This window comes from Chryseomicrobium palamuruense (assembly GCF_042649045.1).
GTDB classification, from domain to species: domain Bacteria; phylum Bacillota; class Bacilli; order Bacillales_A; family Planococcaceae; genus Chryseomicrobium; species Chryseomicrobium palamuruense.
This window is the reverse complement of sequence record NZ_JBHSEF010000024.1, coordinates 69073-84021: the sequence shown is the minus strand read 5'-3', so window position 1 is coordinate 84021 and position 14949 is coordinate 69073. Positions and strand designations below refer to the sequence as shown.

Genomic DNA, 14949 nt, shown 5'->3' with positions numbered 1-14949 from the left:
CTCTTATATCGTTAAATACGTCACACATTCGACATGTGTACTATGTGGGAACATATCAACCGGTTGTACTTCATGAATCGTGTAACCGCCATCTTCAAAGAGACGCAAGTCACGTGCAAGTGTCGCTGGATTACACGACACGTAGACGATTCGTCGTGGTTTATGCGCTACGAGTGTCTCAATCAGTTTGCCGTCTAGTCCTTTGCGAGGTGGATCCACCACGACCACATCCGGAACTTGGCCGGCTTCGTACCAGGCTGTAATCACATCTTCCGCTGCCCCGATTTCAAACTCCGCATTTGTAAACCCATTGAGCACTGCGTTACGACGGGCATCCTCAACAGCGGGTGGAACAATTTCCACACCAACCACAGACTTCGCTTTTTGCGCAAGGAATAAGGAAATCGTGCCAATCCCGCAGTAGGCATCCATGACCGTTTCATGGCCTGTCAGATTTGCGTATTCTAAAGCTTGCTCATATAACACTTTCGTTTGCACCGGATTGATTTGGTAGAATGAGCGGGCTGAAATTTCAAATTGGATGTCGCCAATCGAATCCACGATTTGCGATTTGCCCCAGTGCACGAACGTTTCTTCCCCAAAGATCACATTAGTGCGTGCGGGATTGATGTTTTGAACAATCGAAACAGTCGTCGGTTCTATTTCGCGAATCAGTTGAATCAAGCGCTCGGGTTGTGAAATTTTGCGAGATTTCGTGACTAGTACGACCATCGTCTCGCCACTGACATACCCTGTACGTACAACCAGATGACGTAGTTGTCCCTGTCCCGTTTTTTCATCGTAAGGTGTCAAACCAAATTCAAGTGCGCGTTCTTTCAACGCTACCATCAAGCGATCTGCTTCCTCACTTTGAATGAGACACGTCGGGGTATCCGCGATGTCGTGCGAGCCACTCTTGTAAAAGCCAGCTACGACGCGACCATCCTCAAGTCCAAATGGAATCTGGGACTTGTTTCGGTAGCGCCACGGGTTGTCCATTCCTTTCACCGGAAGGACAGGTGCATGGATCTTTCCGATGCGTTCCATGGCACTGCGGACTTGCTTTTCTTTCACCATCAATTGACCTTCGTAACTAAGGTGTTGTAACTGACACCCTCCACACGTTTCAAATACCGGACAGGGTGCGGAAACGCGGAAAGGGGAAGGCTTATTTACCTCAAGTAATTTGGCGAACCCATACTTTTTCAGTGCCTTGACAACATGGATCTCGACTTCCTCATCCGGAAGTGCACCTTTAATAAAGAGGGGATAGCCGTCGACTTTTGCGACGCCTTGCCCGTCGTGTGTTAAATCTTCAACAAAGACCGTCAAACGGTCATTTTTTTGTACAGTCATATCGATTCGAACTCCGATCTTCTTCAAGTCATTTCTCCATTATATCATGAAAAAACTCCTGCCGAAGCAGGAGCTCTTGGTTACTCTTCTTTTCGAATGATTCCGTCTTTGGGAGCCCACCAGAAGACAGTTGCGATGGCACCAAAGAGAACAATAAACGGGGCGTAGAAAATAAAAAAGTTTGTCATGTTCTTTCCTCCTAAGCGTGATTGTCTTCTTTTTTCCCTGCCACATAGTCTTTGTTAAACAAGAACAAGCGGAGGAGAAGGTAAAGTGACGGCAACAAGAGACCGAGTCCCGCGATGAATGCAATAATTAACGCAATCGCCATCGCTTCATTCGTAAAGCTATCGTAGATTGTTAAATACGGATATAACAGGTACGGACGGTGTGACCAGCCATACGCAAAAAACGCGACAAAGAACTGGCCGACAAGGAGCAGAAATGCCCATCCGTAATAGCGTTTTGTCCATAATAGATAGACAGTCCCTGCAAACATCAGTCCGGAAATCAAGAATGCCCACCAGACGTCGAGAATGTTTGCGTAGTGTTCCGGATTATGTGCACGAAGTTCTACAATGATACCTGTAGCTGTAATCATGGTAGGCAACGCCCAGATCAACGCGTACTTCCGAAGCAGCTTTGTGGCTTCTGGGTCTTTTGCTTTGTCTGCATACCAAGTTAAAAATACAGCCGAAATGTAAAGAGTGGCTGCAATCGCGAGCACAACGATACTCCATGTTAAGGGGCTTAAGAACAGTCGGGAGTAATCGAGAACCGGTTGGCCATCGATCATATCGATAAAGCCACCTTCAGAAATCGTGAGTACAACGGAAAGGGAAGCGGGAATCAAGAGACCTGCTGCTCCGTACATAAACGAATATCCTTTGTGCCCGCGCGAGCCGTAGGTCTCAAACGCATAATATGACCCGCGAATGGCCAGTAAGATGATGGCGATACTTGCCGGAACGAGCAAGGTGGTTCCGTAATAAAAAGCGGTTTTCGGGAAAAATCCGATGATCCCTACAAAGAAGAAGACGAGGAATACGTTCGTTACTTCCCAGACGGGTGATAAGTACCGCTGAATAATTTTGGTTAAAATGTGTTGTCGGTTCGTCAACAAGCTATAGGCGTTGAAGAATCCTGCACCAAAGTCAATCGAGCCGACGATGACATAACCGAACAGGAAAAACCATAGGACCGTAATTCCGATAATTTCAAGAGTTAACGTCATTTTGTCTCACCTGCCAATCGATCAGCTTCCATTTTATCAAGTTCTTTTTCTACTGGATTGTTGCGGAACATGCGACGTAATACGACCACACTTCCCACACCGAGAATCAAGTAAAGAAGGGCGAATGCTACGACCATGATATCGACGCTTCCACTTGATGTAGCGGCTTCATCGACTCTCATAATGCCTCGTAAGATCCAAGGTTGGCGACCAACTTCCGTCATCCACCAACCGGCTTGGATCGCAATCATTGATAAAGGTCCACCTGCAACGATGAGCCTGAGAATGAATCGGGAGTTACCTAGTTTCCATTTACGCCATTTGGCAACGACATAGAAAGCCGATAAGACGACCATGAACATCCCGATCGTGACCATCACATCAAAGAAATAATGAATGTAAAGTGGTGGGATTTCATCCTCTGGAAACTGGTCGAGTCCAATCACTTCTGCCGTCGGATCGTTGTGAGCCAGGATGCTGAGTGCGTATGGAATCTCGAGGGCGTATTTAACTTCACCATCATCTAATATGCCATAAAGAATAAGTGGAGCATTTCCTGCTGTTTCAAAGTGCCACTCGGCAGCGGCTAACTTTTCCGGTTGGTACTCAGCTAAGTATTTACCTGAGAAGTCCCCGATTAGTGCCGTAGCAATCGAGAACACGAGGCCGACCTTCACCATTAAGTAAACAGCTTTCTTATGGTAGATGTGATTCGAGCCTTGCAATAAGCGGAAGGCTCCAATGGCGGCAAGAATAAACGCAGACGTCATAAGTGCTGTCGAGACGACATGTGCGACCTTCGTCGGCATCGCCGGGTTCAACATCGCGATAAGCGGGCTAATGTTGACGAGTTCCCCGTCAACTAGATCGAATCCCTGAGGTGTATTCATGAAGGCATTGACGATTGTAATAAACACAGCAGACATTCCTGCGCCAACTGCGACTGGAACGAGTAGTAATAAATGCTTCTTCTGGTTTTCAAAACGGTCCCATGTGTACAAATAAATTCCTAAGAATATAGCCTCAAAGAAAAATGCGAACGTTTCCAGAAAGAGTGGCAACGCAATGACTTGTCCCGCGAGCTCCATAAAGTTCGGCCAGAGAAGAGATAATTGCAGACCGATAGCGGTTCCGGTCACAACACCGACGGCGACGGTAATGACAAATCCTCGTGCCCATCGGCGTGCCAAGAGAATATAATGTTCATCATTCTTTCGTATCCCTACCCATTGGGCGAGCATGATCATCAGTGGTACACCAACGCCGATGGTCGCATAGATAATATGGAAGGATAGGGTCATTTCGGTCAGTAACCGACTAAAAAATACGGCTTCTTCATTTCCCATTTTGTTCACCTCAATTGTGTGATAACAAACGACAAAACAAATTGCTACTTGGCTTTATTCTACCCTACTCGAAGGGGTTTAATCTAATCTCTCGAATCCGTTTTTCCGGAAGTTGTTACAGGGTGATGACAGTCAGTGGACTGACACAAAACCGCCAAAAGAATGCATCTCTTGGAGGTACTTTTATTCGAAAATATAGGCGAAAACTTCTACAGCCTGTTCGAGGGTCTCTACCGTAACATTGGCTTTATTAGAAAGCTCTTTTAACGGATGGATGAGCGATTCCGGTCGAACGATAATGACTGGTTTGCCCAGGGCGATAGCTATACTGGCGTCCATGGCCGTGTTCCACTGCTTGTACTTCTCACCAAAAAGTGCGAGAACGACATCTGATTTTTGTAATAGCACTTGCGTTCGCAAATTGTTTATTGCGGATGCTGCATCGTCTTTATAATAATCAGAAGGTTGAGTGCCTAAGATCGCTTCACCTACATGATCTGATCGGTCATGATTGGTTTGTGGGGAGACGAAAGTGATCGATAGATTTTTTTGAGAAGTTAGCTGTTTCACATCTTCTCGCCAATTATCATGAATTTGACCAGCTAAATAAACAGTTAGGTTCATTATTTTTTCCTCCCTCATCAACGTGTATTACTTTCTATAGTAACGAAGATGTAAGAAGAAGTCGCATAATTCGTATTTCTTTCGCACAGAATGTATACTGTTTGTACAATTTTCGATTCAGAAGGGAAGTTCTACTTGTGAACCTAACGCAATCCTATTTAAATCTACCAGAGATATTCTATAAAAAAGTACATCCTACACCCGTCCATGAGCCGCAACTTATTATTTGGAACGATGAGCTTGCAAAAGAATTACATATCGAAGAGACACCGGAACACTTAACAGGTCTTTTAGCTGGAAATGAGATTCCTGATTCGTTGACTCCGATTGCGCAAGCGTACGCTGGGCATCAATTCGGGAACTTTACCATGCTCGGCGATGGCCGTGCCATACTCCTCGGGGAACGACAAGCAGCAGACGGACTAAGTCGAGATATTCAGTTAAAGGGAAGTGGAAGAACGCCATTTTCACGAGGTGGGGACGGGCGCGCGGCTCTTGGTCCGATGTTACGAGAATACGTGATGAGTGAAGCGATGAATGAATTACGGATTCCCACAACGCGGTCTCTCGCGGTCGTCTACACAGGAGAAGGGATACAACGGGAGAGTGTCTTGCCAGGAGCTATTTTAACTCGTGTCGCGAAAAGTCACCTGCGCGTGGGAACATTCCAATACGCCCGAAACTATGGCACGACAGAAGATCTTCGGGCATTAGCTGACTATGCTCTTGCACACTTTCAAATCGAAACAAATGAAAACCCATATCATGCCTTGCTTGAACATGTCATTCACCAACAGGCCGAATTACTAGCGAAGTGGCAACTCGTAGGGTTCGTTCACGGCGTCATGAACACAGATAACATGGCACTCAGTGGTGAAACCATTGATTATGGTCCGTGCGCCTTTTTAGATACGTACGATCCAGCCACTGTCTTCAGTTCAATCGACCGCCAAGGAAGATATGCCTATGGTAATCAACCTGGAATAGCAGGATGGAATCTGGCTCGTTTTGCCGAAAGCCTCTTGCCGCTCTTACATGAAGATCCCGAGCAAGCAGCAGGTGACGCACAACAGATTTTAGATCAGTTTCCTCAATCATTCCAAGATGCCTACAATTTAGGCTTGATTAAAAAAATCGGATTCCTTGAAACAACACCTGAGAATGTCCGTCTCGCCAATCGTTTGCTTGAGCTCATGGCCAGTGAGAAGGCTGACTTTACACTCACTTTCCGAAGCTTAACATTAGGAATACCTAAGACAGAGTCTGTGTTCAGGACGGAAGTAGGGGTTCGTTGGCTTGCCGATTGGCAGCAAGCGACGGCTGAAGAAGATTCGCTTGAACTTCGTAAGCGGATGCAACAAGTCAATCCTGCTCTCATCCCGCGAAATCATTTGGTTCAACAGGCATTAGACATAGCTGAAGAAGTGGGGAACATGCAACCGTTTTATGAACTACTGACACTAGTAAAAAATCCCTTTGACTATACACAAGACCAACTGACAAAGCAGCAATTGCCGCCGGATACCGATCAACCATTTGTCACATATTGTGGGACGTAATTGATGAAGCTACAGACATCACTGTAGCTTCTATTTCTATTAAAAAATAGGTGTTTACGCATTCTCTCGATTTCCTTAAAATAAGTATATATGATGGAAATGGAGGGAAGTTGGATGCAGCTTTGGAAAGAATGGCACGCCCGTATACCTAAAGACCCGCAGTCGGTCATTGACCAAGCTCTTCAACTTCTAGAAACGAAAACTCTTCCTGAACAACAGCAGGGGGAAGTCTATTTTTTAATAGCGCTTGCGTATCGTTATTTATCGAAGATGGCGCAGTGTTTAAACTACGCGTACCAGGCGGAACAAGTCTTTCAACACGTAGAATGTTCTGAAGGATTGGCGAAAACATATAATTTGATCGGGGTCGTTTATTTCTATAATGGATTTTATGAAAAGGCATTAAAACAATTCTTTCAAGCCAAAGACATCGCGAAAGCGAACGATTATATGATGACACTCTGTCGCATTGAAAACAATATCGGTGAAGTCTATCGTGAAACAGAAGACTTTCTTTATGCCAAACAACATTATCAACAAGCTCTTGATCATGCCGAGCATCTGAATGAACTATTCTTTCAGGCCATTATTCTTGAAAATTTAGGGCAACTTCATATGATAGAAGACAGGCTCGAGAAGGCCTACGATTATTTTATTCAAAGTTATCAGATACTGATTCACGAGGATGATTTTTCTGCATTAGCGGACATCGAAAATAAGTTGGGATCGGTTTTCTGGAGGCAAGGGAATACTAAAAAAGCCGATTATTTTTACCAACAAGCTTACCGGAGATTATCGGCAGGGGGAAATCAACTTTATCTTACGGAAGTCATACTAAATCTGTCTGACCTCGTATCCGATTACGAGTCGAGCTATGAAGAGTTGTTACTTGAAGCGGAACGAATTGCTGCAGGAATGAATGCTCATCAGCAACTGAAAAAAGTGTATAAGCGTCTTTCAGAATACTATGAACGGAATAAAGAGTTTGAAGCTGCACTAAATTATTTTAAACACTATCATAAAGTGGAACAAGTAATTGAAGCCTCCGTTGTACGAGGTAAACTGGAGCTCTTACGGGTCGAGCTTTTGCAGGGAACAGACCATGAGTCATTAGCTCGACTAAATGAACAGTTAACATATGAAATTGATCATCAAAAGCTTCTTTATAGACAACTAAAGAAATCGAATGAACAGTTAAGTGAAGAAATCTATACCGATGAATTAACAAAGATATTGAACCGTAAAGGGTTGTTCCATGCACTTCCTAAATTCACGAAGGAGCTTCACCTCTTCTTACTTTTGGATGTCGATTATTTTAAAAAATATAATGATGTTCATGGACATGTCAAAGGAGACGAAGCACTCAAACTGGCCTCAGCTGCTATGCAATTGGTTATCGACCAGCAAGCGCATACCGGGATTGTCTCCCGCATGGGAGGAGAGGAATTTTTGTGCATCGTATCCGTTACTGAACCCCAGCAAGCAAACAACATCTTATATCAGTTAAAACAAGAAATTGAAAAAATCGGACTTTATTATACACTAACGCCCTCTACGCAATCTAAACTGACAATCAGTGGAGGAGGGCTCGTTACTTCTCGAAATGTTCACGAACATTTTGAATATCTCTATCATCAGGCGGATCAACTTCTCTATGATGCGAAGCTGCAAGGAAGAAATCGCTACATAGTCGACAATGATTTTCCAACATCCACCGACAAATAACGGTCACAAAGCTCTCGTGTGTTAGAGGGCTTTTTTTGCGTTTTCTCCCGTCCGCAAGATAGGATAGAAGGGGAGGGTAGAACCTATGAAAACTCAAGCACACCAATTTTTAAAACACTTCTTTGAAGAAGAACACAAAGACCCTGTTGATTTTCACAATAGATGTAGTGAAGTTGCTGCTGAAATTGAGGCAACCGGTACATACTCCTTAACATATGAAGAGTTAAATTATGGAGCAAAACTTGCTTGGCGAAATAGTAATAAATGTATTGGTCGTCTCTTTTGGAAAACCATGCATGTACGGGATTGTCGACATATCCAGCAATCAGAGGAAATTGCCGACGCATTGATTGATCATATCCGCTATGCGACCAATCAAGGCAAAATCAAGCCGACCATCACGGTCTTTCATCCTTCCGTTCGTATATGGAATCATCAATTGATTCGATATGCAGGCTATCAGGTGGGTGAGACGATTATAGGCGATTCCGATTCACTGGCATTTACTCAGCAATGTGAACGACTGGGCTGGGAAGGCAAAGGGACTCCTTTTGATGTCCTTCCACTCATTTTCCAAGTAGGTGACGAAGAACCAGTCATTGTTCGCATACCGCCGGATGTAGTTCTTGAAGTCCAGCTTTCTCATCCGGAAGTTCCCGCATTTACTGACTTATCTTTGAAATGGTATGCAGTGCCTATCATTTCTTCCATGAAACTAGAGATTGGAGGCATTGAGTTTCCAGCAGCGCCTTTTAACGGGTGGTATATGGGAACTGAAATCGGTGCGCGAAATCTTGCGGATGAACACCGTTACAACCAACTTCCTGCTGTCGCAGATTTATTACAACTAAATCAAAAAAGTGCATCGAGCCTATGGAAGGACCGAGCACTTGTCGAGTTAAACGTCGCGGTATTGCATTCCTTTCGAGAACAGGGAGTCAGCATAGTGGATCATCACACAGCTGCTATCCAGTTCAAACAATTTGAAGAGCAAGAGTCAAAGAAAGGCAGAGACGTTACAGGTACATGGAGTTGGTTAATACCACCGATGTCACCAGCTACAACACATGTATTTCATAAACCCTATGACAATACCAAAAAGTCGCCTGCTTTTCTTTATCAACCAAATCCCTATTAAAAAACGTATCCTCCGGCAAGAGGATACGTGTTTAGTAGGTGGTTACCTTGGTTAATTTTTGGAATGCATAAATCCAGCGTTGCCACCAGGTGAAACCATCCTGGTACTCTTCCACATCTAGAGTGAAGACTCCGTCTTGGTTCGTCCAGAGCCGTTCGAAATAGGCTGTGAATTCTCGAGCGAGATCACTGTCATTCTCAGCGACGACACGCAGATTGGCTTCAAGATTGTAATTGTCTAATGTACGTTCCGTGTAGTTGGCAGCTCCACTTGAAATAACCGATCGATTGGTTTGGATGTGAATTGCTTTGCTGTGGTACTGACCGATGACAGTGTTGTACCACCTGACCTCTAGTTTTCCTTCAGTATCCTCCACCATTTCCTGTACAACTGGTCGATTCGGCAGCCCTGATTTTTCTCGTCCAAATGAATTTTCATTGGGATCGAGAATTAATTTAACATCGACCCCTCTGTTTGCCGCATCGATAAGGGCGTTCACAATATCCCGCTTCGCAATAAAGAACATCATGAGATGAATTGAATCGCCTTCTTTTGTTGCTGCAATATCAGTTAATAGAGCATCCAAGATTTTTTTCTCCGTCAGTAGTTGCCCTTCATAGACAGCTTCTTCTTCGATTTCTGTTACGCGAGGTAAATCTGGACCACCTGAAAACTTGGACACAGCTTCTTCTGCTTCTAATAAATCATTAAGTAACGCGGAACCCGTAAATTTTAAAGCAATATTTCCGTGTAAGCCACTTGCATCATGTGGATTCGCAGAAGACACCATCCCTTCTTTTTCCGTGACTACAAGCTTTCGGTGATTGGCTTTTACATTTAGTAAAGTGAGGTAGGATGCAATCGTCATTTTAGGTGCCTCACTTGCCATTGCATTTGGAATCCATCCTTTGCCACCAAAATCAAACCACTGGAAGAGTGTACGATATATTCCAGAGTAAATCGGGGTAGAGTCTCGCAATTTGTCGAGGTCAGTATAGACGATCTCAACACCTGCATCCCGCATTTTTTTGAACCATTTGTTTTCATAGGAACCATATCCTTGATTCAAAGGGTCCGTAATAAAGATGACAGGCATTTCAGGATTTTGTCGTTTCTTCTCCGCCATAGTCTCGGATAAAGTATCGACAATAGGAGGAAATCCTTCATCTTCCTCAAAAAACCCATCAACTAAGAAGAAGTCGACTACGACGAATTCTTCTGCGTCCTCAATCATTTGATAGATGGTATTAAAAATCTCATTCTCTGTTTTTCTTGTGTCACCTGAAGTATCCGTAGCATAGGTTAAATCCGTCACCATATCGATGGATGAAATCGGTTGGAGGTCTCCATTATACGAAACACCTTCTGGCAAAGGTTTAAAAGTGTGCCATAAAATAGAGACAGTATAAGCTAAAATAAGGACTACCAAAATAGAAAACACCCATTTTTTTCGTTTCGACCATTTTCTCCATCTGGCCATTGTCATTCCTCATTCCCTCAGATTCTATGTACCTACCATAAATCTTTTTTATTTCGACAGCTGTATCGAAAGATACCCTTCTTTAGATATAAAAAAACGCGTACAAAAATGTACACGTTAATCAAGTAGTTTTGAGAACTGTAGACGTTTATTCAGAGCAATAAACACAGGAATTCCCACTAACATGACGGCTAATTCACCAGCGGCAACCGTTAGCCATGTCAAGAAGAAAGGAAGTTCAAAAACGAGCAACAACTCATACGCAATGATGAACGTTGTGAAAGTGAATACGATACTGTTGAGTATCATCTTCTGAACCAGCGTCTTCAATTTAGGGGCAATTAGAATAACAAGAAGTAAGGAAATGGCTGAATGCGCCACCCCAAACACTAAATCATACATGCCCAGAGGTGAAAAAAGATTAGTGATAAATACACCAGCGAGAATCCCGAAGATGTAGCGTTTATTAAAGACAATCAAGTGATTGAACATCTCAGCGATACGAAATTGAATAGCACCAAACGCTAAAAAGGGAAGAGCCATGGCAACCGCTACATAAAGTGCAGCAATAATTCCATTGACTGTTAACGTCTTCATTTTCATTTGTCAAAACTCCTTAGTTTTTTTACGTGGGAGGATCTCGAACCACGTACACACACAAGAATTGATTTTACATGACTGCATGAAAAGAGTCAATTACCCGTGCAGGCGGATGCGATAGTCGTAAAAAAACCGCAGCGACGGCTGCGGTTTTTCAGTCTATTCAGCTTTGAACGCTTTCTTCCTGGTAAACTGGCACCCAGCCTTCGGTCGTAACAAAGATGCGCACGGCAACGACTTTGCGGTCATCGGACAATGTGAAATAATGAGTGATGTTTTCCGGTACAGAAATCAAATCGCCCGGCGTCAGATGGACTTCGAAAAAGCGCTCGTCTTTGCCCTGGATGATGAACACCCCGTGGCCGCTGACAATGTAGCGCACTTCGTCGTCCGTATGGATGTGTTTGCGCTGAAAGTTTTTCAATAATTCGTCGAGCTTCGGGTTGGAATCAGATAGGGAAATCACGTCAGCCGCTTTGTAGCCACGGCGCTCTGAGATGTCGTCGATTTCCGTTTTGAATGCTTGAAGAATTTGTTCTTTTTCGTCATCGCTTAAATCGAATTTTTCACGAAGCGGTTCCGGTAATTTCTCGATGTCCCAATGCTCATAGACAACTTCCTGCTGTTCCAAAAATGCCGCGACTTCGTTTTGCACTTCGATTGTTTCCTCTGTACCTTGAATCTTAATGATTGCCATTGTAAATCTTCCTCTCTGATTTGGTTTTATTTTAGTTGCAGAAGGGCCAGCTGATATTGGAATAAAAACTCGCTCGCTTCTAGCAATTTCTTTGCTTCGAATGCATCTTTGCCCCACACGGTAATACCGTGGTTGCGAATCAGCACAGCACCTTTGTCGGCTGTCAGGTGTTTCGCAAAAACTTCGGTTAGCTTCGGAATGTCGGCGTGGTTGGCGATAATCGGGATGCTCAGCAGAGCATTTTCATCCCACAGGCCGAATGCCTTAATAAGTTCCTGCCCATTGAAATCAATTTTGCCATCGTCGCCGTAAAGCTCAGACAAGACATTATTGGCAACGGTGTGGACGTGAAGGCTACAGCCGGCACCGGTTTTATTGTAAATCGCGCTGTGCAACAAGGTTTCAGTGGAAGGCTTGAGGTGAGTGGTTTCGACCGGCTCGCCTGCCTCATCGACTAGGAGGAAATCCTCATCTGTCCGTTTGTATTTATCCTTGCCACTTGCGGTCACCAGAAAATGGAGCGGTTCATCGTTCACTTTGATCGCAAGATTGCCGCTCGTGCCCATAAACCAGTCGCGCGCAGCCAGTACATCCTTAACGTCCGCAAGCTCCGACCATTTTTCTTGAAAGTTATTCAGCGTTTGTTGGGTCATTTCCGCACCCCCAATCTTGCATCGATGATTTCCGTCACGTCCCCGAATTTCTCGAAGGGCTGATAAGTGATGTCGAGTTCCTCACATTTTTTGATGAGAAAGTCGCGAGCGATGACCAGGTCTGCTTGTTTTGCCGCTTGCAGGTCGGTAATCGAATCACCGATGACAATGCTCGTTGCATCCTCTGCTAGCAACTTCCGAATAATCGACGGCTTGCAGCAACCGCACCCTTGGCTATCACATTGATCATCGCAACCGTGTGGGAAGTTAATGTGGATCGTGTCACCTGAAAAATCCGCTTCGTTGCAATAAATGCCTGCGAAAGGTCCGAACGGTTCGAGTAGTGGGTAGACAAAAAAGTCGATACCGCCACTGACAATGTAAAGCGGTATATTGTTTTGTTTTGTATAAGCCACAAATTCTTCGAAGCCTTCCCGAATCTCTGCCTGCTCGAGCACATAGGCGAGGACCTCATCTTTTTTGGACGATGGCAAGAGGGAGAACATCTGTTGAACACCTTCGCGAATGGAGATGGTTTGTGCGAGAATGTCGTCTTTAATGGGTTCCCAACCCGGTGGATCGAAATGCTTCATGATTGCGATTATGTTATCGTTTGTCGTGATGGTACCGTCAAAATCACAAAAGATGACTGGTTGCTTCATTATTTACCCCCATAATTCCAATGCTGTTTTTAATTCTGGTTGTTGTTCGCTGGCGTTTTCAAGAGTTTGATTCTTCAGGACTGCATCAACAGCCTGACGGAATGCTTTACCTCCCCCCGCTGCGCCGTCCGGATGTCCGTGGACTCCTCCGCCGGCGTTGATAATGCTATCGATTCCGAAATCGTTGACGAGAAGTGGCACGAGTCCAGGATGGATACCGGCGGATGGTACTGGAAACGCCTGTTTCAATAGACTTTCATTCGTTAATTGCTCGCCGAGTGCCAAAGCCGCTGTCTTCTCCATGGCAACACTGCCGTAGGGAGAGGGGAAGAGCGAAAAGTCAGCGCCGGCGTAACGCGTCAGCTTGCCAAGAGCCAGCGGAGCTGCGACACCGTAGAATGGGGAAGAAGTGAATGCCCCGCTGAAGGCGGGATGGGCCATGAGAGGCAACCCAATGTCATTGTCTTCCGCTAATTCTTGTAGCACATCAAGTCCATACGCATGAACATTGAATAGTAAAGCATCGGCGCCGAGTTCACGTGCCCTACGCGCTTTGTCCCGAAGCTGCGACGTGCGGCCCGACAGGTTGACTGCGTAGAGTGTGCGATGGCCGGTTTCAGCATAGACCTCTTGTAATACTGCTTTTGCCGCGGTAATGCGTTGTTCAAAAGGAGTCAACGGATTGTCGAACAGAATTTCGTCGTCCTTGACGAGATCGACGCCACCTAGTGCTTGCTGTCTTAATTGTGCTGTTAAATAATTGAGGTCGCGGCCAATGACACCTTTGAAGATGCTCATCACGAGTGGCCGGCCGTGGACATTCAGCAATCCGCGGATACCATCAATACCGAAACGCGGTCCCGGAAACTGTTTCAGTAGATCTTCTTCAAAGTCGAGGTCCAGCAATTTTACTTCACCGTCGAGAGACAACTTACCGAACACGGTGGTCAGGATCGCTGGAAAATCTGCTGAAAAATTCGCACTTGGATAGGAAACGGTGATGTGTGCTTTTATTTCATCCGGCTTGAGGGGGTGCGGAACTTCTGGGGATTCCTCCACTGACACCACTTCACCTTTATGCTTTTTCAATTGTTCCTGTTCAAGCAGCGGTAAATCAGTCCATGATCCGATCGTGAGTCCTAGCGCAATGCCTTCAGCTTTCTTTTCGAAAGACCCCGCTTTTCCGTATACCTGGTAGCTTGCTGTCAGTCTGCTCATGATGTGACACTCCTTTAATAAAATCTAGACATAAAAAAACCTCTTCAAATAAGAAGAGGTTAAGGGCATTAACGACTTCTTATTTCTCAGCCATTCATTTCTGGCTGCAAGAATTAGCACCGTGTTCATCACTGGACCGGTTGCCGGGCTTCGTAGGGCTTGTCCCTCCACCTGCTCTAAATAAGAATTGGATATTCGGTTTAGTCGATACAATAAAGTAATTCTGATTATTCCATGTATGAAGAATTCTGTCAATAAATAATTATGAGAAATTTTTTAGGAGTTGGGCCCAATACAAACGTCAAGTCGCTTGCTAATGAAGGTCCTCCATATGTCGAAACTCATATCAAAAAAATAAATAATTCCTATTGACAGTCAATTCTGACTCGTGATAGGATTCAAAACAGAACAACAACCACATACAATTTTAGTACTCTTATCAAGAGCTGGCAGAGGGACAATGGCCCGATGACGCCCAGCAACCGACCGTAATACCTTCGTGAGAAGGGGCGCTTTATGCGCCGGGATGAACATCCCGCAAGGCACGGTGCTAATTCCATCAGAAATTTGATTTCTGAAAGATAAGAGGCATGGAACCTCTTAATTCTACGCCTCTTTCTTTCGGGAAAGAGGCGTTTTTATTATTGGATTTGAGAG

General features: G+C 44.7%; 14 protein-coding genes and 3 riboswitches. Of the genes, 3 read left to right on the top strand and 11 right to left on the bottom strand.

Annotated elements, in window-relative coordinates; translation table 11 throughout:
• Window positions 1-3 precede the first annotated feature (3 nt).
• From rlmD to ACFO0S_RS11865, 5 genes are all read right to left on the bottom strand, one after another.
• A complete protein-coding gene (rlmD, locus tag ACFO0S_RS11885; RefSeq protein WP_378142344.1) occupies window positions 4-1362 on the bottom strand; it encodes a 23S rRNA (uracil(1939)-C(5))-methyltransferase RlmD in 1359 nt (452 codons plus the stop codon).
• A 74-nt stretch (window positions 1363-1436) separates the two neighbouring features.
• Entirely contained in the window at window positions 1437-1544 is a 108-nt protein-coding gene (gene cydS / locus ACFO0S_RS11880; RefSeq protein WP_378142311.1) for a cytochrome bd oxidase small subunit CydS family protein, read from the bottom strand.
• 11 nt (window positions 1545-1555) lie between these two features.
• The gene (locus ACFO0S_RS11875) at window positions 1556-2590 is read right to left on the bottom strand and encodes a cytochrome d ubiquinol oxidase subunit II (protein ID WP_378142310.1); all 1035 of its coding nucleotides are present in this window, start codon (window positions 2588-2590) and stop codon (window positions 1556-1558) included.
• Window positions 2587-3936: a cytochrome ubiquinol oxidase subunit I gene (locus ACFO0S_RS11870; protein WP_378142309.1), complete on the bottom strand. Its 1350-nt coding sequence runs from the start codon at window positions 3934-3936 to the stop codon at window positions 2587-2589. Before ACFO0S_RS11870 ends, ACFO0S_RS11875 begins: the two co-directional genes overlap by 4 nt.
• 183 nt (window positions 3937-4119) lie before the next feature.
• On the bottom strand, window positions 4120-4560 hold the full coding sequence (locus tag ACFO0S_RS11865) for a YtoQ family protein (RefSeq protein ID WP_378142308.1): 441 nt from the start codon (window positions 4558-4560) through the stop codon (window positions 4120-4122).
• 137 nt (window positions 4561-4697) lie between these two features.
• On the opposite strand from ACFO0S_RS11865, the gene ACFO0S_RS11860 reads away from it, so the two are divergent.
• The 3 genes from ACFO0S_RS11860 to ACFO0S_RS11850 all read left to right on the top strand — a co-directional run bounded on the left by ACFO0S_RS11860 (window position 4698) and on the right by ACFO0S_RS11850 (window position 8982).
• The gene (locus ACFO0S_RS11860) at window positions 4698-6119 is read left to right on the top strand and encodes a protein adenylyltransferase SelO (protein ID WP_378142307.1); all 1422 of its coding nucleotides are present in this window, start codon (window positions 4698-4700) and stop codon (window positions 6117-6119) included.
• 114 nt (window positions 6120-6233) lie between these two features.
• Window positions 6234-7844 (top strand): GGDEF domain-containing protein, encoded by a 1611-nt coding sequence (locus tag ACFO0S_RS11855; protein ID WP_378142306.1) that lies wholly within the window; start codon window positions 6234-6236, stop codon window positions 7842-7844.
• An 85-nt stretch (window positions 7845-7929) separates the two neighbouring features.
• A complete protein-coding gene (locus ACFO0S_RS11850; protein ID WP_378142305.1) occupies window positions 7930-8982 on the top strand; it encodes a nitric oxide synthase oxygenase in 1053 nt (350 codons plus the stop codon).
• A gap of 31 nt (window positions 8983-9013) precedes the next feature.
• Here ACFO0S_RS11850 and ACFO0S_RS11845 read toward each other — a convergent pair whose 3' ends face one another.
• From ACFO0S_RS11845 to mtnW, 6 genes are all read right to left on the bottom strand, one after another.
• The gene (locus tag ACFO0S_RS11845) at window positions 9014-10468 is read right to left on the bottom strand and encodes a phospholipase D-like domain-containing protein (protein ID WP_378142304.1); all 1455 of its coding nucleotides are present in this window, start codon (window positions 10466-10468) and stop codon (window positions 9014-9016) included.
• Window positions 10469-10579: 111 nt separating this feature from the next.
• Entirely contained in the window at window positions 10580-11065 is a 486-nt protein-coding gene (locus ACFO0S_RS11840) for a QueT transporter family protein (RefSeq protein ID WP_378142303.1), read from the bottom strand.
• Between the two features lie 7 nt (window positions 11066-11072).
• Window positions 11073-11117, bottom strand: a riboswitch (PreQ1 riboswitch).
• 108 nt (window positions 11118-11225) lie between these two features.
• Entirely contained in the window at window positions 11226-11759 is a 534-nt protein-coding gene (locus tag ACFO0S_RS11835; RefSeq protein WP_378142302.1) for a 1,2-dihydroxy-3-keto-5-methylthiopentene dioxygenase, read from the bottom strand.
• A 26-nt stretch (window positions 11760-11785) separates the two neighbouring features.
• Window positions 11786-12412: a methylthioribulose 1-phosphate dehydratase gene (locus tag ACFO0S_RS11830; RefSeq protein ID WP_378142301.1), complete on the bottom strand. Its 627-nt coding sequence runs from the start codon at window positions 12410-12412 to the stop codon at window positions 11786-11788.
• The gene (locus ACFO0S_RS11825) at window positions 12409-13074 is read right to left on the bottom strand and encodes a 2-hydroxy-3-keto-5-methylthiopentenyl-1-phosphate phosphatase (protein WP_378142300.1); all 666 of its coding nucleotides are present in this window, start codon (window positions 13072-13074) and stop codon (window positions 12409-12411) included. The genes ACFO0S_RS11830 and ACFO0S_RS11825 overlap by 4 nt, the downstream gene beginning before the upstream one ends.
• 3 nt (window positions 13075-13077) lie before the next feature.
• Window positions 13078-14292, bottom strand: a complete 1215-nt coding sequence (mtnW, locus tag ACFO0S_RS11820) for a 2,3-diketo-5-methylthiopentyl-1-phosphate enolase (protein ID WP_378142299.1) — start codon at window positions 14290-14292, stop codon at window positions 13078-13080.
• A gap of 76 nt (window positions 14293-14368) precedes the next feature.
• Window positions 14369-14479: riboswitch (SAM riboswitch) on the bottom strand.
• Window positions 14480-14725: 246 nt separating this feature from the next.
• Window positions 14726-14880: riboswitch (SAM riboswitch) on the top strand.
• Window positions 14881-14949 lie beyond the last annotated feature (69 nt).